The 19,899-nt window shown below is 74.2% G+C and carries 16 protein-coding genes; 9 read left to right on the top strand and 7 right to left on the bottom strand.

Going from position 1 to position 19,899, the window contains the following annotated elements; genetic code table 11:
* Window positions 1-114: 114 nt before the first annotated feature.
* From AB0M03_RS34185 to ddaH, 4 genes are all read right to left on the bottom strand, one after another.
* Window positions 115-876, bottom strand: coding sequence for a hypothetical protein (locus AB0M03_RS34185; protein ID WP_363499146.1), 762 nt, complete (start codon window positions 874-876; stop codon window positions 115-117).
* A gap of 68 nt (window positions 877-944) precedes the next feature.
* Entirely contained in the window at window positions 945-1,703 is a 759-nt protein-coding gene (locus tag AB0M03_RS34180) for a hypothetical protein (RefSeq protein WP_363499143.1), read from the bottom strand.
* Window positions 1,704-1,841: 138 nt separating this feature from the next.
* Window positions 1,842-3,251, bottom strand: coding sequence for a family 2B encapsulin nanocompartment shell protein (locus AB0M03_RS34175; RefSeq protein ID WP_363499140.1), 1,410 nt, complete (start codon window positions 3,249-3,251; stop codon window positions 1,842-1,844).
* A 362-nt stretch (window positions 3,252-3,613) separates the two neighbouring features.
* Window positions 3,614-4,438: a dimethylargininase gene (gene ddaH / locus AB0M03_RS34170; protein ID WP_363499149.1), complete on the bottom strand. Its 825-nt coding sequence runs from the start codon at window positions 4,436-4,438 to the stop codon at window positions 3,614-3,616.
* A 226-nt stretch (window positions 4,439-4,664) separates the two neighbouring features.
* On the opposite strand from ddaH, the gene AB0M03_RS34165 reads away from it, so the two are divergent.
* Both AB0M03_RS34165 and AB0M03_RS34160 read left to right on the top strand, forming a co-directional pair.
* On the top strand, window positions 4,665-5,852 hold the full coding sequence (locus AB0M03_RS34165) for a 4-hydroxybenzoate 3-monooxygenase (RefSeq protein WP_363499137.1): 1,188 nt from the start codon (window positions 4,665-4,667) through the stop codon (window positions 5,850-5,852).
* A gap of 55 nt (window positions 5,853-5,907) precedes the next feature.
* Entirely contained in the window at window positions 5,908-7,599 is a 1,692-nt protein-coding gene (locus AB0M03_RS34160) for a methyltransferase (protein ID WP_363499134.1), read from the top strand.
* 62 nt (window positions 7,600-7,661) lie between these two features.
* On the opposite strand, the gene AB0M03_RS34155 is transcribed toward AB0M03_RS34160, so the two are convergent.
* Window positions 7,662-8,255: a DUF308 domain-containing protein gene (locus AB0M03_RS34155; protein WP_363499131.1), complete on the bottom strand. Its 594-nt coding sequence runs from the start codon at window positions 8,253-8,255 to the stop codon at window positions 7,662-7,664.
* 207 nt (window positions 8,256-8,462) lie between these two features.
* Here AB0M03_RS34155 and AB0M03_RS34150 point away from each other — a divergent pair, with 207 nt between their 5' ends.
* A complete protein-coding gene (locus AB0M03_RS34150) occupies window positions 8,463-8,861 on the top strand; it encodes an SHOCT domain-containing protein (RefSeq protein WP_363499128.1) in 399 nt (132 codons plus the stop codon).
* An 82-nt stretch (window positions 8,862-8,943) separates the two neighbouring features.
* On the opposite strand, the gene AB0M03_RS34145 is transcribed toward AB0M03_RS34150, so the two are convergent.
* Complete coding sequence (locus AB0M03_RS34145; RefSeq protein ID WP_363499125.1) at window positions 8,944-9,144, bottom strand: hypothetical protein; 201 nt, start codon at window positions 9,142-9,144, stop codon at window positions 8,944-8,946.
* A gap of 105 nt (window positions 9,145-9,249) precedes the next feature.
* Window positions 9,250-11,946: a LuxR C-terminal-related transcriptional regulator gene (locus AB0M03_RS34140; RefSeq protein WP_363499122.1), complete on the bottom strand. Its 2,697-nt coding sequence runs from the start codon at window positions 11,944-11,946 to the stop codon at window positions 9,250-9,252.
* A 222-nt stretch (window positions 11,947-12,168) separates the two neighbouring features.
* Between AB0M03_RS34140 and AB0M03_RS34135 the strand changes: the two genes are divergently transcribed.
* The 6 genes from AB0M03_RS34135 (at window position 12,169) to AB0M03_RS34110 (ending at window position 19,893) form a co-directional block, all read left to right on the top strand.
* Window positions 12,169-12,612, top strand: coding sequence for a hypothetical protein (locus AB0M03_RS34135; protein ID WP_363499119.1), 444 nt, complete (start codon window positions 12,169-12,171; stop codon window positions 12,610-12,612).
* Window positions 12,613-12,646: 34 nt separating this feature from the next.
* Window positions 12,647-13,093, top strand: coding sequence for a DUF6325 family protein (locus AB0M03_RS34130; protein WP_363499116.1), 447 nt, complete (start codon window positions 12,647-12,649; stop codon window positions 13,091-13,093).
* Between the two features lie 42 nt (window positions 13,094-13,135).
* Complete coding sequence (locus AB0M03_RS34125; protein WP_363499113.1) at window positions 13,136-13,444, top strand: SHOCT domain-containing protein; 309 nt, start codon at window positions 13,136-13,138, stop codon at window positions 13,442-13,444.
* 30 nt (window positions 13,445-13,474) lie between these two features.
* The gene (locus tag AB0M03_RS34120; RefSeq protein WP_363499110.1) at window positions 13,475-15,082 is read left to right on the top strand and encodes an MFS transporter; all 1,608 of its coding nucleotides are present in this window, start codon (window positions 13,475-13,477) and stop codon (window positions 15,080-15,082) included.
* Between the two features lie 125 nt (window positions 15,083-15,207).
* Complete coding sequence (locus AB0M03_RS34115) at window positions 15,208-15,537, top strand: putative quinol monooxygenase (protein WP_363499107.1); 330 nt, start codon at window positions 15,208-15,210, stop codon at window positions 15,535-15,537.
* 195 nt (window positions 15,538-15,732) lie between these two features.
* A complete protein-coding gene (locus AB0M03_RS34110; RefSeq protein WP_363499104.1) occupies window positions 15,733-19,893 on the top strand; it encodes a bifunctional nitrate reductase/sulfite reductase flavoprotein subunit alpha in 4,161 nt (1,386 codons plus the stop codon).
* Window positions 19,894-19,899: the final 6 nt, after the last annotated feature.

Raw genomic sequence — 19,899 nt, 5'->3', positions numbered from 1 at the left:
CCCATCCGCCCCCCCCCCCCCGCCCCCCCCGCCGCCACTCCCCCCCCCGGCCCCCCGCCCCCCACGAGGGGGGGGGGGCCCCCCCCGGCCCCCCCCCCCCCCTCTGTTCCCCGGTCAGTTCACCGAGGGGAAGAGGTCCAGGAACGGCTCGGTGGTCACCGAGATGCCCCGGCCGAAGGGATCGTCGAAGTCCCAGATCAGGAACAGCAGGAAGGCGATCAGCGCGCTGAAGGTGCCCGCCAGGATCAACTCCCTCGGCGAGCGCCGGATCTGCAGGGCGAAGACCATGCCCACGGTCACCACCGCGCCCACGATCAGGCCGAACCACACCACGCCGGGCATGGTCGGCCCGGTGCTCTGGCCGCGGGTGCTGCGGGACTCGTCCGCGGCGGCGATCCGGTCCATGATCGGCTGGTAGGCCTGCGCCTCCAGGTCCGACTGCGGGGTCCGCGAGGCCACGTCCTGGCGCAGTTCGGCGAGCAGCTCGGTGCCGCGCGGCGAGATCTCGCCCTCCTCCTTCATGTACTGCCACTCGGTGTCCACCACGAAGGACACGTACGCGTCCACGTCGCCGCGCACCCGGGCCCGGAAGTCGGCCGGGTAGACCTCAGCCCGGGCGCTCACCTCGTGCAGCGCCTGCGCCTCGGCCAGCACCTCGTCCTGGGCGGCGCTGCGGCCCTCCCAGACGCCGGCGATGGCGAGGCCGAGGACGATCGCGTACACGACGCCGATCATCATGGTGATGTACTCGATGACGTCCGGGGTCTCGGTCGGGTCGTCGTCCTCCCCGACCCGGCGTTGGCGCAGCACCACCACCGCCACGACGACCAGGACGGACGCCGCCATGGCGATCGCCAGGGCGAGCCACTCCGACATGACAACTCCTGTTCAGCACTGGATGACCGGCCGTCCGGCGGACGGCCGGCGGGCGCGGGCCGGACGGGTCAGGACCGGCCGCCGCGGGCGGCCCGCCCGCGGACCTTGGCGGCGGCCGCGGCGAGGACGGCGGGGACGGTGACGATCATCATCGTGGTCACCGGGGAGGTGCTGCGGTGCCTCGCCGGGGCGGCGGCGGGCGGCGACAGCGGCATCCGGATCTTCCGCGGCGGTGCGGCCGGGGCCGGCGGCGCGGGTTCGGGTACGGGTGGCTCGGCGGCCTCGGGCGGTGCGGGCGCGGGTGTCGGCACCGGGTCGGCGGGCGGCTGCGGCGCGGGTGGCGCCGCGGGCTGCGGGCTCGGCGGCTCCGGCGCGGGGGTGGGCGTCGGGGTCGGCTCGGGCGTCGGCGTGGGGGTGGGTGTCGGCGTCGGGCTCGGTGTGGTCGGGCACGGCGTCGGCTTCGGCGGCGGACAGGGCTTCGTCGGTTTCGGCGGCTTGGGAGGCTTGGGCGGCTTCGGAGGGTGCGCCGGGTGTGCGGGGTGCGCGGGGTGCGCGGGGTGCGCCGGGTGTGCCTGGTACGCGGCGACTAGCGCGTCCACGTCCACCTCGATCTGCACGTCCGTCCAGGTCTCCACCGCGATGTCGACCGTGCCGGCCGCGGACACCGAGACCCCGACCCCGGTGCAGTGCTCGACTCCGACCTCGATCCCCGGGGCGCCCGTTCGGCCGCCCGCGGCACCGGTCAGCAGGGCGCAGGCCGCCGTCGCCCCCAGCACGGCGCCGACCAGGCGGGCGTGGCGGCCCGGCGGCGTGAACGGTCCCGGCATGGCGTGGTGGGTGCCTTTCGTTCCGGCGGTGGAAGGTGGTCGGGGCGGGCTGGGCACGGCGGTGCCGGGCAGCCGCGGCGGGCGGCCCGACACCGCGTCAACTCGATCTTGTACGGCCGGGTTGCGGCCGTCATCCGGTCAGCCGCGGCCGCCCGCGATCTCGACGTTCTCCAGCACGCCGACCGCGTCCGGCACCAGGATGGCCGCCGAGTAGTAGGCGGTGACCAGGTACGAGATCAGCGCCTTCTCGTCGATGCCCATGAACCGGACGGAGAGGCTCGGCTGGTACTCGTCGGGGATGCCGGTCTGGTGCAGGCCGATGACGCCCTGGTTGTCCTCGCCGGTGCGCATCACCAGGATGGAGCTGGTGTGCTCCTTGGTGATCGGGATCTTGTTGCAGGGCAGGATCGGCACACCGCGCCAGGCCGGCACCATCTGCCCCTGCAGGTCGACGTGGTCCGGGTACAGCCCGCGGGAGTTGAGCTCCCGGCCGATGGCGGCGATGGTCCGCGGGTGGGCCAGGAAGTACTCCGAGTCGCGGCGCCGGCTGAGCAGCTCGTCCAGGTCGTCGGGGGTGGGCGGGCCGGAGTGGGTCTGGATGCGCTGGTCGTAGTCGGCGTTGTGCAGCAGGCCGAACTCCGGGTTGTTGACCAGCTCGTGCTCCTGGCGCTCGCGCAGCGCCTCGATGGTCAGCCGCAGCTGCTGCTCGATCTGGTTCATCGGCTGGTTGTAGAGGTCCGCGACGCGGGTGTGCACCTTGAGCACGGTCTGCGCGACGCTGAGCTCGTACTCGCGGGGGCGCAGCTCGTAGTCGACGAAGGCGCCGGGCAGCCGGACCTCGCCGGTGTGGCCGGCCGACATGGCGATCTCGGCCTCGCCGCGCTCGTTCTGCCGCTGCTGCGGGAGCGAGCGGAACTCGAGGATGTGGTCGCGGAGGCTGGGGGAGCCGTCCAGTACTGCCTCGAACTCCCGGCGGGAGAGTGTGAGGAGGGTGCCGGCGGTGGCCGACCTGGCGGTGAACTCCCAGGTGGCGTCGGGGTCGAGCAGGGCGTCCTCGCCGAAGCGGTCGCCGTCGCCGATGACGCCGAGTTCGGTGGAGTCGCCGTACCGGCCGGTGCCGATCCGGCTGACCCTGCCGTGGGCGATCAGGTGGATCTGGTCGGCCGGGGCACCCTGCTCGACCAGCACCTCGCCGGGGCTGAAGTCCCGCTGGACGCAGCGGTCGGCCAGCGAGGTGAGCACGTCGAGGTCCTCGAAGCCCCGCAGCAGGGCGAGTTCGCCGAGTTCGCGGGGGATCACCCGGACCTGCGAACCGGTCTTCACGAATTCGATCCGGCCGTCGCCGACGGTGTAGGTCAACCGCCGGTTGACCCGGTAGGTGCCGCCCGCGGTCTGCACCCAGGGCAGGACCCGCAGCAGCCAGCGGGAGGTGATCTCCTGCATCTGCGGGGCGGACTTGGTGGTCGTGGCCAGATTGCGGGCGGCAGCCGTGGCAAGGCTGGACTGCTGCTGCACCTGCGGTGCCTCCGGGCTCGCGTCCACGGACATCGGCAGGTTCTCCTTCGAATGGTGCCACCGCCCTGCATGCAGGCATGACGGTGCGTCAAATGAGGTTTCGGGAAGGGAATGCAGCGCCGGCCGTGCGGAGGGCGGCGCCCAGACCGGAACACTAGATCGTCCCGGAGCCCTTGATCGGCCGGACGGTCACCGGCCACCCCATCAGGTGAAATCGCCTGCAGAAAGGATTGATCAGTGATCGACAACGGCGGACGGGGCCGGACACAACCGGGCGCGCGAAGGCGGTCCGGGGCGCGCCGGCGCGGCCGGACGACGCCGGACGCGCCGGGGCCCGTCGCCGGTCCCGGGTGCGGGCCGGCGTGCCGCTGGCCTGGCCGTTCCTCCGCCCGGCGTCAGGCCGTCCGCAACTCCAGGGTGCAGCACTTGACGCTGCCGCCGGCCTTCAGGAGCTCCGACAGATCGAGACCGATCGGCTCGAAGCCGCGCTCGCGCAGCTGTTCGGCGAGCGGGACGGCGTTCTGCGGCAGCACCACGTGCCGCCCGTCGGAGGCCGCGTTCAGCCCGAACACCGCGGCGTCCTCGGCCGTGGCGATCACTGCGTCCGGGAACAGCCGGCGCAGCACCGCCCGGCTGCCGGGCGAGAACGCCGGCGGGTAGTAGGCGACCGTCCGGTCGTCCAGCACGGCCAGGGCGGTGTCCAGGTGGTAGTAGCGCGGGTCGACCAGGGTCAGCCCGACCACGGGACGGCCGAAGAACTCCTGTGCCTCGGCGTGCGAGCGCGGGTCGCTGCGGAACCCGGTACCGGCCAGCAGCACCTCGCCGCAGAGCAGGTAGTCGCCCTCGCCCTCGTTCACGAAGCCGGCCGTGTGCACCTCGGCCAGGCCCAGGCCGAGCAGCCGCTCGCGGTACGCCGGTGCCTCGTCGGCCCGCTCCGGGTCGCGGAAGCGCGCCACCAGGGCCCGGCCGTCCAGCACGGTGGCGCCGTTGGCCGCGAACACCATGTCCGGCAGGCCGGGCACCGGTTCGACGGTGTCCACGGTGTGGCCGAGGTTCAGGTAGACCTGGCGGAGCCGCTCCCACTGGGTGATCGCGAGGCCGGTGTCGACCGGCTTGCCCGGGTCCATCCACGGGTTGATGGAGTAGACGACGTCGAAGTGGGTGGGACGGCACATGAGGTAGTGCCGGGGCTGGGCGAGGCGCATGGTGGTGACCCCCAGGGTGTGGCGGCGGGCCGCCGGGTGTGCGGGCCGCGCCGCGAACGCTACGCCCTGCCCCCCGAACGGCGGGTGAACCGGCCGCGGCGCTCCGGCGACATCCGGCAGGACGGGGAACCCCGCTCCCGTACCCGTGCGTTGCACGGTTGTTCCGCCGGGCGGAGGACATCGGTTACCCGGCTCCGGCCCGCACCTGATAGGAAGTCAGCAGTACAACGGGGGGAGCACCATGCCGGAACAGACATCGGCAGTCGTGATCATCGGCGCCGGGCCGGCCGGGCTGGTCCTGGGCAATCTGCTGCTGGCCGCCGGGGTCGGGTGCACCGTCCTGGAGCGGCAGAGCCGGGCCCATGTCGAGCAGCGGGCGCGCGCCGGGTTCCTGGCCGCCAACACCGTCCGGGTGCTCACCGAGCACGGCCTCGCCGACGGCCTGCTCAAGGACGGGCAGCAGCACGACACCTGCGCCTTCCGCACCGCGTCCGGCGAGTTCGAGCTGCGGTACGGCGCCCTGGGCCGCGGCGAGGTGCACACCGTGTACCCGCAGCAGCACCTGGTCCGCGACCTGGTGGCCGAGTTCCTCGCCCGCGGCGGCGACCTGCGCTTCGAGACCGCGGCCGTGGCCGTCACCGGCCTGACCGGCGACCGCCCGCAGGTCACCGTCCAGGCCGCGGACGGCGGCCTGCACCGGCTGCAGTGCCGGTTCGTGGCCGGCTGCGACGGCCGGCACGGCATCGCCCGCACCGCCGTCCCCGCCGGGGCGGCCCGCCGCTTCCGCCGCGACCACGGCGTCTCCTGGCTGGCGCTGCTCGCCGCCGCCCCGCAGAGCATGGCCGCCGTCGCCTACGCCGTCCACGAGGACGGCTTCGCCGGCCACATGGCCCGCACACCCGACATCACCCGCTACTACCTGCAGGTCCCGCGCGGCGAGGACCCGGCCGACTGGCCGGACACCCGGATCTGGGGGGAACTGCGCCACCGCATGCGCGCCGACCGGTACGGGCCGCTGAACGAAGGCGCGGTCCTGGAACGCCGCATCGTCGACATGGCCTCCGACGTCCTCGACCCGATCCAGTACGGGCGGCTGTTCCTGGTCGGCGACGCCGCCAGCCTGATCAGCCCCTCCGCCGCCAAGGGCGCCAACCTCGCCGTCATGGAGGCCGAGACGCTCGCCCGGGCGATGGTCCCGGCGCTGCGCGGCGGCGACGAGCAGCGGCTCGCCCGCTACTCCGCCGACTGCCTGCCGCGGATCTGGCGCGCCCAGGAGTTCTCGCACTGGATGATCAACCTGCTGCACGGGCCCGCCGGCACCGGGGACGAGGCCGTCTTCCTCCGCGAACTGCAGCGCGCCCGGCTGGAGAGCCTGCAGACCTCCCGCCGCCACCAGGACCACTTCGCCGAGAACTACGTCGGCATCTGACCGACCGTCACCCGACCATCCTCATACCACCCGTTCCACGGGGGGAGACATCCGCATGGGCACCGACCCCTGCGCGGCCCCGCCGCGCCTCGATCCGCACGACCTCGACCGCATCCGCCGGGCCGCCGCCTTCGTCGCGGCCAGTGACACCGCCTCCGTCCTCGCCGACCTACTGCCCGGCCTCACCGCCGCCGAACGGGACGCCGTCGCGGCACACAGCCGCTTCACCCACGCCGCCGTCCTGGTCTTCCCGCCCTCCCTGGCCGGGCTGCGCGACCTGCTGCACGAGGAGGGGCTGGCCGTCGGGCCGGTCACCCCCAGCGTCGTCGTCCGCGACCGGCTGGCCCGCCGGTACGGGCGCAGCGCCGACGCCCTGGAGGTCGGCATCCTGCGCGCCCCGGTGACCGCCGCCGACGGCAGCCCGTGCGAGATCGAGATCTTCGCGCTCGCCGTCCCGCCCGGCTCCGGCCTCGACACCGTCGCCGCGGGCGAGCGCGCCCACGACCACGAGGCGCACCTCGCCCTCGAGGTCACCACGCCCGGCCCGGTCGTCCTCGCGGGGCTGCGCGCCACCCTGCTCGGCCGTGGCGTCACCACGGCCGACGGCGGCGGCCACAACGCCCACGAGGACGTCACGGTCCTGTACTTCCGCGCCGGTGACGGCGGTCGGTACCAGCGACTGGAGCTCAACGCCAGGGGCCACCACCCGGGCGTGCTCGCCGAGCACGGCCGCTCCGGCGACCGCCCCGCCGAGCGGTTGCTCCAGCTGATGACCGGGGCCTGGGCCACCCAGGCCGTCGCCGTGGCCGCCGACCTCCGGCTCGCCGACCATCTGGACACCGCGCCGCGGCCCGGCCCCGAGCGGCTCGCCGAACTCACCGGCGCCCACCCCGACAGCCTCCGCCGTCTGCTGCGCTACCTCACCGCCCTCGGTGTGTTCGCCCCCGACGGCGCCGGCAGCCACCGGCCCACCGAGCTCGGCCGCCTGCTGCGCACCGACGCCGAGCAGTCGCTGCACCCGCTCGCCCTGCTCTACGGCGGCCCGTTCTACGAGTCCTTCGGCGCCCTCGGGCACGCGGTCCGCACCGGCCGGGACGCCTTCGAGCACACCTTCGGCGCCCACCACTTCGCACACTTCGCGCAGGACCCGGTGCTGGCCGACCTGTTCGACCGGTCGATGGCGGCCAGCACCCAGATGTTCGACCCGATCGCCGAACTGGTCGACTTCACCGCCGCCCGCGTGGTGGTGGACGTCGCCGGCGGCAACGGCGCCCTGCTCGGCCGCGTGCTGCAGGCCCACCCCCACCTGGAGGGCGTCCTGCTGGAGCGCCCGCACGTCGTGGAGGCCGCCCGCGCGGCCCTGACGAAGGCCGGGTGCATCGACCGCTGCCGGCTGGTGTCGGGCGACTTCACCGACGAGGTGCCCGGCGGCGGCGACGTCTACCTGCTCTCCCGGGTGCTGCACGACTGGGACGACCGGCAGTGCCTCGGCATCCTGCAGCGGCTCGCCGCGGCCGTCCCCGAGCACGCCGAACTCCTCGTGGTGGAACGGCTGCTGCCCGCGGACGGCGACCCCTCGCCCTCGCTCGCCGTGCCGTGGGACGTCCACATGCTGTGCAACGTCGGCGGCCGTGAGCGGACGGCCGAGCACTACGGCCGGCTGCTCGCCGAGGCCGGCTTCGACCTGACCGGCGTCGCCGAACTCCCCCTGGACGGCGCCCTGCTGTCGGCCCGCCGCACCCCCTGAGCACGCCTCGGCCGGGAACGGCCCGGGCCGGACGGCACCGCCGCCCGGCCGGGCCGGGCCGGTCACCTCACGGGCACGTCCGCCCGCTTCAGGGCCGATCGCAGCACGAACGCGCCGCCGATCTCGATCAGGCCGAGCAGCAGCAGCCACAGGCCGAGCAGCCGGGCCAGTGCGACGGCCGACTCGACCGGGTAGGCGAGCACCACGATGCCGGCGATGACGCCGATCGCACCGAGGAAGACCGACAGCCCGCGGCCCGGTGCGTTCCTGTTGGAGATCGCGACGAACAGGGTGACGATCCCGGCCAGCAGCCAGTACAGGCCGACGATGATCGCCAGGAAGCCGACCGTCTGCAGCTGGTGCCGCAGCACCAGGACGCCGGCCAGTACGGACAGCAGCGCGATCAGCACGTACAGGACGCGGCTGCCGCTGCCGGCGTCGTGGGTGAAGGCGGTGACGAACCGGATCACACCGGCCACCAGCAGCTGCAGGCCGATGATGATCGCCACCACCCGGGTGGTCTCCTCCGGCCAGGCGAGCATGACGATGCCCGCGAGGACGGTCAGGATGCCGAAGCTCAGCGGCCACAGCCAGGACCGGCCCAGACCGGTCAGCAGATCCTGCGGGTCCGCGGCGGGGCGGGACGGTGCGGTCATGGGGTGCTCCCTCGATGTGCGGAGCCGGCGCCCGGGAGGCGCCCGGGCGATCAGTCTCGCGCGTCGGCCGCCCGCGGAGATCACCCGCACCGGGTGGTGCGGGCGAGCCCGCTGCCGAGGACGGTTGACGCCAGGGCGATCCGTGCCGAGCACGGCCGCCGACCCGCCTCCCCGCCCGGGGCAGGCCGCCTAGACAGGAGGCGAACGGTGGACTACCCGCTGCTCAACATCTTCTGGACCATGTTGTGGCTGTTCCTGTGGATCCTGTGGTTCTTCCTGCTCTTCCGGATCTTCGGGGACCTCTTCCGGGACGACTCGGTCAACGGGTGGGGCAAGGCAGGCTGGTGCATCTTCCTCATCCTGATCCCGTTCCTCGGCGTGTTCGTCTACCTGATCGCCCGCGGCAAGGGGATGGGCCAACGCGAGTTCCAGATGCGGGCGCAGGCCGAGCAGGACTTCCGCTCCTACGTCCAGCAGGCCGCGGCCGGCTCCGGACCCGGACCCTCCAGCCACGTCGACGAGCTGGCCAAGCTCGCCGAGCTCAAGAGGAGCGGCGCCATCTCCGACCAGGAGTACGAACAGGCCAAGGCCAAGGTCCTGGCCTGATCCGAAGGCCGGGCACGCACGGGTGCGCCGGACCGCTGCAGTCGGCGGTCCGGCGCACCCGTGCGTGCGTGCCGGAGGGCGCTCAGTCCGGCAGCTGCCGGAACTCCACGACGCGCAGGCCGAGCGCCCGGAAGCGGGCGAGCAGCCCGTACAGGTGCGCCTCGTCGACGACCTGGCCGAACAGCACGGTCTGGCTCGGGACGACGTAGCTGTCGAGCTCGGGGAACCCCTCGGAGAGCATGGTCTCCGACATCGTCCCTGCAACGCGGATCTCGTAGTGCATGGGCACGCTTCCCTCGAAACCCCGTGGCCTTCGGCCCCCGCCCACCACGCTCCCCGCTGCGGCGGCCGAGGTCATCACCCGGGCGAGGTGAGAGCCCCGCCGGGCTCACAGCAGGTGCAGCTGCCGGGCCCGGCGGACCGCCTCGCCGCGGCGGGTGGCGCACAGCTTGCGGTTGATGCTCTTCAGGTGCGTCTTCACGGTGTTCACCGACAGGTGCAGGTCGGCGGCGATCTCGTCGGTGGACATCATCTGGGCGACCCTCACCAGCACGTCGTGCTCGCGCTCGCTCAGGCGCTCCACCACCGGGGGCGCCGCCGCCGGGTCGTCCGGGCGGGGCAGGCCGGCCAGGAGGTCGCGCGGGAGCCAGCCGTGGGGCCGGGCGAGGGCCGGCCGTTCCTGCAGCAGCCGGCGCACCCAGGGGCCGGCCTCGCGGAACGGCCGCCGCAGCCGGTCCGGGCGGGCCGCGGCGAGCGCCTGTGCGAGCAGCCGGTGGGCGGCGGCCGGGTCCCCGCAGGCAGAGGCGGCCCTGGCCCGCACCAGCAGCGCGCGCACCGCGACGGCGGGCGGCCGCAGCTGCCCCGCGGGCACCGCGTCCAGGGCGGTGACGGCGGCCCGGGCGTCACCCGCGGCGAGGTGCGCCTGCGCCGCGGCGACGGCCTGCTCGGGGCCCTCGCCGCCGGCCGCGGAGAGCATCCGGACGGCGGCCTGCGGATCGCCGCCCGCCAGGTGGGCCGCGCACTGGCCGAGCGCGATCCGCTGCCGCGCCCAGGGGGAGGGCTTGTCGGCCGGTGCCGGGTGCTCGGCCGCGGCCAGCACCGCCAGGGCCGCGCAGGTGTCCCCGCCGGCCAGCAGCAGCCGGGCGCGGAGCACCGAGAGGCCGACCACCACCAGCGGGTCGTGCCGGGCGCCCGCACCGGCCGCGGCCCGTTCCAGACCGGCCCGGGCGGCCGCCAGGTCGTCGCGGTCGAAGGCGACCTCCGCCAGCACCAGGTGTCCGACCCCGCTGTGCGCGGACGGCGGCAGCCCGCAGCGCTCGGCCTCCGCGACCGCCTCCCGGGCGTGCGCCTCGGCGCGGCCGGGGGAACCGAGCAGCAGGTCGATCAGCGCCAGCCGGCCGAGGGACTCGTGCCGGGCCGCGGCCCGGGCGGTGCCGCCGGGGACCTCCGCCGCGGCCGCCAGGCTGGCCCGGGCCGCGTCGAACCGCCCTTCCCACAGCTGGGCGGAGCCGAGTTCGGCGAGCAGCAGGGCCGACAGTTCCGGGTGCGCCCGCAGCCGTTCCTCCGGCACCGCCCGCTCCAGGCCGGCGGCGGTCTCGGCGGCGTTCTCCGCCATGTCCGCCGACCCGAGCAGCCGCGCCGCGAGGACGCGCAGGAACGCGCCGCCCAGCCGGGCCGCCGCACCGCCGGCCGCGGCCGGCGCAGGCCCGTCGGCCCGGTCCAGGTGTGCCAGCCCGCGGTCGGCGTCCCACCGGGCGAGCGCCCGCGCGGCCCGGACGAGTTCCACCGCCGGGCCGCCGGCCTCCTCCGGCATGGCGGCGAACAGCCCGTTCAGCCGGGCGGCGTCCAGGCCGGCCAGCAGGTGCCCGAGGGCGAGGTCGTCGACCAGCCAGGAGGCGGCGAGCTCCCACTCCCCGGCGGCGGCCGCGTGCTCCAGGGCGTCGGCGAGCCGCCCGCCGCGGTGCAGCCAGTGGGCGGCCCGCAGGTGCAGCTCCTGCTCCAGCCCGGGGTGCCGGGCGCGCAGGTGCACCCGGAGGATCTCCGCGAACAGGGTGTGCTGTCGGTACCAGTCGTGGCCGAGCGGGGTGACGAAGGCGTTGGCGTGCCGCAGCTCCCCCAGGATGCGGGCGGCGTCCCGGCGGCCGGTCAGGGCGTCCGCCAGCCCGGTGTGCGTCCGCTCCAGGATGCTGGTGCGCAGCAGCAGGTCCTGGGTCTCCGGCGGCTGCGCCTCCAGGACCTCCGCCAGCAGGAAGTCCGCCACCGTGCTGTGCCCCGCCTCGAAGGCGCCGAGGTACGCCTCCGGGTCGTCGGCGCTCTCGGCCGCCAGGGCGCACAGCCGCAGCCCGGCCGCCCAGCCCTCCGTCCGCCGGGCCAGCGCCCGCACGCCCGGCGCGGACAGCGACAGGCCGTGCCGGGAGAGCAGGACGCCGGTCTCGTCGACGGTGAACGCGAGGTCGGTGCCGCGGAGTTCGGCGATGTCCCCGGCGGCCCGGTAGCGGTGCAGCGGCAGCAGCGGCTCGTCCCGGCTGATCAGCACCAGGCGGAGGCCGCCCGCGGCGTGCCGCAGCAGCCCGTCCAGCCCGGCGGCGACGGCGGGCGAGGTGACGTGCTCGAACTCGTCGAGGACCAGCACCACCGGGGTGTCCCGCCCGGCCAGGTGCGCCGCCAGCCGGGCCGGCAGCGCCCGGTCGACCTCGGCCGCCCGGGCCGGGTCGGCGACGTCGTCGGGCAGCGGCACGCCCCGGTGCCGCAGCGCCTCCAGCAGGTACGCCCAGAACACGCCGGGGGCGTCGTCGCCGCGCTCCAGGGTCAGCCAGACGACCGGCCCGGGGAGCGGCGCGGCGGCCGCCCAGTCGGCGACGAGCAGGGTCTTCCCCGCCCCGGCGGGGCCGTTCACCAGCACCAGCGGGTGGTGCAGGCCCGCCGACAGGCGTTCGGCGAGCCGGGCCCGGCGGACGAAGGTCGCCGGCACCGGCGGGACGGCGAAGCGGGCGGCCAGCACCGGGTCGCCGCCGGGGAGCGAACGGGTGACCGGATCCGCAGCGGCGCCCGCACCCGGCCGCCGCTCGGCTGAACTGTCTGGCATGGCGCCCACCGGGGGATCGGGCGCGCGCCCGGTGCACACGTCGTCCCGGTTTCAATCTTCGGTACACCCCCGGGCCGCCGCAATTCACGGAGGGTGACCACCGCCCGGTCACCCGCGCCGGGTGGTGCGAACCCGGGCGACTGCCCGCACCCTGATCGAGGGGGGAGTACGCCGAGGGGGAGTACGCCGGGCCCGGGTGCCCCTTTCCGTACGGAGGTCTCAATGGCGACCGCACCCCACACCGCAGGAAGCTTCCGCCCGACACAGACCCGCGCGGCGGCAGAGGGCGAGTCCATGCGGTTGTTCGCCGCCGTCATGCTGGGCGTCCTGGCCCTGTTCAACGGCCTGGACGGCATCGCGGCCATCGCGCAGTCGAAGGTGTTCGTCGGCGATGCCCGGTTCGTCTTCGGCGACCTGCGCGCCTGGGGCTGGGCGATGCTCGGCCTGGCGGTCGCCCAGGGCTTCGCCGCGGCCGGCGTCCTCGCCCGCAACCAGCTCGCCCGCTGGTTCGGCGTGGCGGTGCTCGTCCTCAACGCCTTCGCCCAGATGGCCTTCATCCCGTCCTACCCGGTCTGGTCCGTCCTGGTCATCGCCCTCGACGTGATCGGCCTCTACGCGCTGATCGCCTACGGCGGCCGCCCCGAGCCGGGGCCGCCGGCCGCATGAGCACCCACCCCCGCACCGCATCCGAGGAGCCGCAGTGACCGACCAACTCAACGAGATGGGCCCGATCGACTACGTGGTGATCGAGTTCCCCGGCAGCAAGATGACCGGCGAGGGCCTCCCGCTGCTCGTCGACCTGGTCGACCGGGGCATCATCCGGATCATCGACCTGATGTTCATGAAGAAGGAGCTCGACGGCAGCGTCGTCGGGCTGGAGATCGCCGACATGACCGGCGACGGCGAACTCGACCTGGCGGTCTTCGAGGGTGCGGCCTCCGGCCTGCTCGGCTCGGACGACCTCGAGGAGGCCGCGGCCGCCCTCGAACCCGGCAACTCGGCCGGCCTGATCGTCTACGAGAACCTCTGGGCCGCGCCCTTCGCCGCCGCCCTGCGCCGAGGCGGCGCCCAGCTGGTCGCCAGCGGCCGCATCCCGCTGCCGGCCCTCATCGCCGCGCTGGACGAACTCGAGTCCGGCGAGGAGTGACCGGCCCGCCGCCGGCAGCCGTTCCGACCGAAGGAGAGAACCATGCCCGGACTGATCCGAGGAGTCGCCCGCACCGCCGTGGTGGCGGGCACGGCGACCGCGGTGTCCAACCGCGTGTCCCGGCGGCAGGCCGGCCGCTGGGCCCAGCAGGAGGCCCAGCAGGCCCCGCCGCAGCAACAGCAGTACTACCAGGAGCCCCCGCCGCCCCCGCCGCCCCCGCCGCCGGCCGCCGCGCCGGTGAGCATGGACAGCAAGATCGACCAGCTCAAGGAGCTCGCCACGCTCAAGGAGCAGGGCGTTCTCAGTGAAGCCGAGTTCCAGGTGCAGAAGGAACGCATCCTCAACGGCTGACGGACGGGGCTCCGGCCCCCTGGAGGTGCGGTGAACCGGTGGAAGCCACTGATCGTCCTCGGCACGGGCCAGTTCCTGATGGTGCTGGACGCATCCGTGATGAACGTGTCGATCAGTCAACTCGTCGAGGACTTCGACACCGAGGTCACCGCCATCCAGGGGGTCATCACCCTGTACACCCTGGTCATGGCGGCCTTCATGCTCACCGGCGGCAAGATCGGCGACATGTACGGCCGCCGCCGCACGTTCATCGTGGGCCTGGTCGTCTACGCCGTCGGCTCCGGCCTGACCGCGATCGCCCCCGAACTGTGGGTGCTCGCCCTCGGCTGGTCCGTCATCGAGGGCCTCGGCGCCGCCCTCGTCCTGCCGGCGCTCGCGGCCCTGGTCGCCGGCGCGTACCGGGGCCGCGACCGTGCCGTCGCCTACGGCGTGATCGGCGGACTCGCCGGCGCCGGCATCGCCGTCGGGCCGCTGCTCGGCGGCTGGGTCACCACCTACCTGACCTGGCGGCTGGTCTTCGCCGGCGAGGTCGTCCTGGTGGTGGCGATGCTCTGCCTCATCGGCTGGATCCCGCGCGAGGAACCGCCCGTCGAACGGCCCCGCCTCGACCTGGTGGCCGTGGTGCTGTCCGCGGCCGGACTGGCGCTGGTCGTGCTCGCCGTCCTGCAGAGCAGCAGCTGGGGCTGGCTGGCGCCGCGCAACGCCCCCTTCACCATCTTCGGGTTCTCGCCGACGCTGTTCGTCATCACGCTCGGCGGCGTCCTGCTGTACCTGTTCGCCCGGTGGGAGCACATCCGGGAGGCCGAGGGGCGGACCACACTCGTCCACCTCGGCCTGTTCCGGATCTCGGGGCTGCGCTCCGGCCTGGTCACCCTGTTCAACCAGAACACCATCCTGCTCGGCCTGTTCTTCGTCATCCCGCTCTACCTGCAGGTGGTGCTGGGCATGGACGCCTTCGAGACCGGCGTCCGCCTGCTGCCGGTGTCGGCCACCATGCTGGTCGCCGCCATGAGCGGCTCCCTGCTGCTGCGGATCGCCTCGCCCCGCACCATCGTCAGGATCGGGTTCGCGGTGCTGCTCGCCTCCATCCTGTGGCTGCTCGCCACCATCGACCCGGAGCTGAACGACGTCTCCTTCGCCCTGGCGATGGCGGTCATGGGCCTCGGTATGGGCATGCTCGCCTCGCAGCTCGGCAACGTCGTCCAGTCCAGCGTCGGCGCGGCCGACCGCAGCGAGGCCGGCGGCCTCCAGTACACCGCGCAGAACCTCGGCTCCTCCCTCGGCACCGCACTCATCGGCGCCATCCTCATCGGAGCCCTCGCCGCCTCGCTCGGCTCCGCGATCGCCGAGGACCCGCGGATCTCCGAATCGGTCGCCCACCAGGCCGGCACCCGGATCGAGGCCGGCATCACCTTCGTCCCCTCGGACGGCGTCGCCGACGCCCTCGCCGAGGCCGGCGTCCCGCCCGACGAGGCCGCCGCCGTCGTCGAGGACTACGAGGACGCCCAGATCACCGGCCTCAAGGTCGCCGTCCTCGCCGCGGGAGGGATCGCCCTCGTCGGACTGCTGTGCACCGGCGCCCTCCCGGCCCACGTCCGCGGCAAGCAGGAGTCGGGCGAGGACGAGGACGAGGACTGACGCCAGGCCGTATCGAAGATTCCGGCAGAGCCGGAAGGCAGGGTGTGCCCGCTTGGGCGGACGGGCTGGGCTCGGGCAGGCTGTCGGTCGACCCCTGTCTCCGTCCGGACCCCGAAGGAGCACGCATGATCCTCATCACCGTGAAGTTCACCGCCAGGCCCGAGTACGCCGACAGCTGGCCGTCCCTGGTCGAGGAGTTCACCCGGGCCACCCGCACGGAGCCCGGCAACGTGTTCTTCGAGTGGTCCCGCAGCCTCGACGACCCGGCCGTCTACGTGCTGCTGGAGGCCTTCGAGTCGGCCGACGCGGGTGCCGTCCACGTGAACTCCGACCACTTCAAGGCGGCCATGGCCGAACTGCCCAAGGCCATCGCGGTCAAGCCGCAGATCATCTACGTCGACGCCCCGGTGGACGGCTGGAACGAGATGGCGGAGCTGTCCCCGGCCGAGGACTGACGGCTGCGGCACCCCTCACAGGCGGGGCGGTCATTCGTGCGACAGGCGTAACGGCCGGGGACCGTCCGGCGTCACATCCGCGCAACAGGCCCTTCCTACGTTGGACACCGGTGGGAGCGACCCACCCGGCCGGCCAGGCCGGCCCCGTCAGTCGCCGGCGGGGCCGCGGGCCGGCAGGCCACGAGAGGGGCAGCCGTGACGGGGCCGAAGCTGCAGACCGGGACCAGCCGGGTGAGGACGGCCTGCTCGTACTGCGGTGTCGGCTGCGGCATCGTGCTGGACGTGGCCAGGGAGGCCGACGGCCGCCGGAGGATCCTCAAGGCCTCCGGCGACCGGGCCCACCCCGCCAACGCCGGCCGGCTGTGCACCAAGGGCGCCACCCACGCCGACATGATGGCCGCGCCCGGCCGCCTGGGCACCGCGCTCGTCCGCTCCTCCCGCGGCGAGGAACCCGTACCGCTGGACGTCGACGCGGCCGTCGCCGCCACCGGCGCGCGGCTGCGCGCGATCGTCGACGAGCACGGGCCGGACGCACTGGCCCTCTACGTCTCCGGGCAGATGTCCCTGGAGGCCCAGTACCTGGCGAACAAGCTCGCCAAGGGCTTCGTCCGGACCTCCCGGATCGAGTCCAACTCCCGGCTGTGCATGGCCAGTGCGGGCTCCGGCTACAAGCTGTCGCTGGGTGCCGACGGGCCGCCGGGATCGTACGAGGACTTCGACCGCGCGGACGTCTTCCTGGTGATCGGCTCCAACATGGCCGACTGCCACCCGATCCTCTTCCTGCGGATGATGGACCGTGTCAAGGCCGGCGCCAAGCTGATCGTGGTGGACCCGCGCCGCTCCGCGACCGCCGAGAAGGCCGACCTCTTCCTGCAGGTGAAGCCGGGCACCGACCTGGCCCTGCTGAACGGCCTGCTGCACCTGCTCGTCGCCGGCGGGCACACCGACGAGCAGTTCATCGCCGAGCACACCGAGGGCTGGGAGCAGCTGCCGGAGTTCCTCGCCGACTACCCGCCCGCCGCGGTCGCCGAGCTCACCGGGATCGCCGAGCAGGACCTGCGGACCGCCGCCGAGTGGATCGGCACCGCCGGCGAGTGGACGAGCTGCTGGACGATGGGGCTCAACCAGTCCACCCACGGCACCTGGAACACCAACGCCCTGGTCAACCTGCACCTGGCGACCGGTGCGATCTGCCGCCCCGGCAGCGGCCCGTTCTCGCTCACCGGCCAGCCCAATGCGATGGGTGGCCGGGAGATGGGCTACATGGGCCCCGGCCTGCCCGGCCAGCGCTCCACCCTGGTCGAGGCCGAGCGGGCCTTCGTGGAGGACCTGTGGGGCGTCGAGCGGGGCACGCTCCGGGCCGAGGCCGGCGCCGGCACCGTGGAGATGTTCGAGCGGATGGCCGAGGGCGAGATCAAGGCCTGCTGGATCATCTGCACCAACCCGGTCGCCTCGGTCGCCAACCGGCGGACCGTGATCGAGGGCCTGGAGGCCGCCGAACTCGTCGTCACCCAGGACGTGTTCGCCGAGACCGAGACCAACGCCTATGCGGACGTGGTGCTCCCGGCGACGCTCTGGGCCGAGTCCGACGGGGTGATGGTCAACTCCGAACGGAACCTCACCCTGGTGCGCGGCGCGGTCGACGCGCCCGGCCGGGCCGTGCCCGACTGGCGGCTGATCGCCGACGTGGCCTGCGCGATGGGCTACGCCGAGGCGTTCACCTACGCCAGTGCGGAGGAGGTCTTCGAGGAGCTCAAGCAGGCCTGGAACCCGAAGACCGGCTGGGACCTGCGCGGCGTCTCCTACGAGCGGCTGCGCGAGGGCCCGGTGCAGTGGCCGTGCCCGCCCGGCGGCCGGGACCGCAATCCCGTCCGGTACGCCAACGACGGCGTCAGCCAGGACCTGCTGGTGCGCGAGGACGGCACCCGGCCGCGGCTCGCCTTCCCGACCCCGTCGGGCCGCGCGCAGTTCTACGCCCGCCCGCACCTGCCGCCGGCCGAACTGCCGGACGACGACTACCCCTTCGTGCTGAACACCGGCCGTGTGCAGCACCAGTGGCACACCCTCACCAAGACCGGCAAGGTCGCCAAGCTCAACAGGCTCGACCCCGGCCCGTTCGTCGAGGTCCACCCGCAGGACGCCGCCGTCCTCGGCGTGGCCGCCGGGGACCGGCTGGAGGTCGCCTCCCGCCGCGGCCGGGCGGTGCTGCCCGCCGTGGTCACCGACCGGGTCCGCCCCGGCACCTGCTTCGCGCCCTTCCACTGGAACGACATGTTCGGGGAGTACCTCAGCATCAACGCCGTGACCAACGACGCCGTCGACCCGGTGTCCTTCCAGCCCGAGCTCAAGGCCTGCGCGGTCTCGCTGACCCGCGTCGCCGCCGTGCCCGAGCCCGCCCCGGCCGTGCTGCCGGCGTCCGAGCCCGCACCGGCCGCGGTGGCCGCCGGGTCACCGGTCGCGGCGCTCACCCGGCTGTTCTCGCTCACCGATGTGGCCGCCCCGCCCGCCCTCACCGACCACGAACGCCGCTACCTCGCCGGGTACCTGGCCGGGCTCGGCGCCACCGTCCCGGCCGGCACCGTGCCCGTGCTCCCGGCCGACGCCCCCTTCGACCCGGCGCACGCGCTCTGGGTGGACGGCGTCCTGGCCGGCATGTTCTCCCGCTCCGCGCTGCCCGCGCAGGCCCCGGCACCCGCCGCGGCCCCTGCCGCACCGGCCCGGCACCTGGTCGTCCTGTACGCCTCGCAGACCGGCAACGCCGAGGACTTCGCCGCCACCGCCGCCGCCCGGCTCACCGAGGCCGGCCGCACCCCGACCCTGCTGAGCATGGCCGACTGCACCCCCGGCACCCTCGCCGAGGGCACCGACCTGCTGGTCGTCAGCAGCACCTTCGGCGACGGCGACGCCCCGGACAACGGCGCCGACTTCTGGCAGCAGCTGGAGGGCGACGGAGCCCCCCGTCTCGACGGCGTGCGCTACTCGGTGCTCGCCTTCGGCGACTCCAGCTACGGCGACTTCTGCGGCCACGGCCGGCGCCTGGACGAGCGGCTGGCCGAGCTCGGCGCCGTCCGGCTGCTGCCGCGGGTCGACTGCGAGCCGGACTTCGAGCAGCCCGCCGCCGACTGGCTGGAGCAGGTGCTCGGCAGGCTCGCCGAGCCTGCCCCTGCACCCGCCGGCCCTGCGCCGTCCGCCGCAGCACCGTCCGCCGCAGCACCGGCGGCCGGGGCCCGGCCGACCAAGGCCGACCCGTTCACCGCCCGGCTGGTCGGCAACCGGCTGCTCAGCCTGCCCGGCGCGGGCAAGGAGGTCCGCCAGTTCACCTTCGACCTCGGCGACAGCGGCACCCTGGAATACGAGGCCGGCGACGCCCTCGGCGTCTGGCCGGTCAACTGCCCGGAGCTGGTGGTGGAGTGGCTCGCCGCGACCGGCCGGCACCCCGACACCGAGGTCGAACTCGCGGGCCACGGACGGACCACCCTCACCGAGGCACTGCACCGGCACCTCGACATCACCCGGATCACGCCGGATCTGCTGCGCTTCGCCGCCGACCGCACGGCCGACGGCCGGCTGCTCCGCAAGCTGCTCCGCCCGGACAACAAGGACGAGCTGGCGAAGTGGAGTTGGGACCGCCAGGCGGTCGACCTGGTGACCGAGTACCCGGTGGAGGCCACCGCCCAGGAGTGGGTGGACGTGCTGAAGAAGCTGCAGCCGCGGCTGTACTCGATATCCTCCAGCCCGCTCGCCGACCCGACCCGGGTCCGGCTCACGGTCTCCGTGCTGCGGTTCGACAACCAGCGGGGCCGCCGCCGCAAGGGTGTGGCGTCGACCTTCCTGGCGGACGCGGCGCCGGACACCCCGGTGCGGATCTTCGTCCAGCGCTCGCCGCACTTCCGGCCCCCGGCCGACCCGGCCACGCCCGCCGTCATGATCGGGCCCGGCACCGGCATCGCCCCGTTCAAGGGCTTCCTGGAGGAGCGCCGGGCCCGCGGCCACCACGGCGGCAACTGGCTGTTCTTCGGCGAGCAGCGCCGCGGCACCGACTTCTACTACGAGGACGAGCTCGCCGCCCTCGGCGAGCAGGGCGTCCTCTCCCGCCTGGACCTGGCCTTCTCCCGCGACCAGCGGAACAAGGTCTACGTGCAGGACCGGATGCGCGAGCAGGGCCCCCGGCTGTGGAAGTGGCTGGAGGCGGGCGCCCACTTCTACGTCTGCGGCGACGCCGGCCGGATGGCCAAGGACGTCGACCGCGCCCTCCACGAGATCGTCGCCGCCCAGGGCGGGCTCGGCGAGGAGGACGCGGCCGCCTACGTCAAGCAGCTCGTCGCGGACAAGCGCTATGTCCGCGACGTCTACTGACGATCC

The sequence above is a fragment of the Kitasatospora sp. NPDC051914 genome, from assembly GCF_040680995.1.
In the GTDB taxonomy this organism is placed as follows: domain Bacteria; phylum Actinomycetota; class Actinomycetes; order Streptomycetales; family Streptomycetaceae; genus Kitasatospora.
Note: the sequence above shows the minus strand (reverse complement) of the source record. Positions and strands in the feature narration are given on the sequence as shown.

Excerpts from the sequence above, each read along its gene's own strand:
- AB0M03_RS34185 (WP_363499146.1), bottom strand. The coding sequence starts at position 876 with ATGTCGGAGTGGCTCGCCCTGGCGATCGCCATGGCGGCGTCCGTCCTG.
- AB0M03_RS34180 (WP_363499143.1), bottom strand. The coding sequence starts at position 1,703 with ATGCCGGGACCGTTCACGCCGCCGGGCCGCCACGCCCGCCTGGTCGGC.
- AB0M03_RS34175 (WP_363499140.1), bottom strand. The coding sequence starts at position 3,251 with ATGTCCGTGGACGCGAGCCCGGAGGCACCGCAGGTGCAGCAGCAGTCC.
- AB0M03_RS34165 (WP_363499137.1), top strand. The coding sequence starts at position 4,665 with ATGCCGGAACAGACATCGGCAGTCGTGATCATCGGCGCCGGGCCGGCC.
- AB0M03_RS34160 (WP_363499134.1), top strand. The coding sequence starts at position 5,908 with ATGGGCACCGACCCCTGCGCGGCCCCGCCGCGCCTCGATCCGCACGAC.
- AB0M03_RS34155 (WP_363499131.1), bottom strand. The coding sequence starts at position 8,255 with ATGACCGCACCGTCCCGCCCCGCCGCGGACCCGCAGGATCTGCTGACC.
- AB0M03_RS34145 (WP_363499125.1), bottom strand. The coding sequence starts at position 9,144 with ATGCACTACGAGATCCGCGTTGCAGGGACGATGTCGGAGACCATGCTC.
- AB0M03_RS34140 (WP_363499122.1), bottom strand. The coding sequence starts at position 11,946 with ATGCCAGACAGTTCAGCCGAGCGGCGGCCGGGTGCGGGCGCCGCTGCG.
- AB0M03_RS34135 (WP_363499119.1), top strand. The coding sequence starts at position 12,169 with ATGGCGACCGCACCCCACACCGCAGGAAGCTTCCGCCCGACACAGACC.
- AB0M03_RS34125 (WP_363499113.1), top strand. The coding sequence starts at position 13,136 with ATGCCCGGACTGATCCGAGGAGTCGCCCGCACCGCCGTGGTGGCGGGC.
- AB0M03_RS34115 (WP_363499107.1), top strand. The coding sequence starts at position 15,208 with ATGATCCTCATCACCGTGAAGTTCACCGCCAGGCCCGAGTACGCCGAC.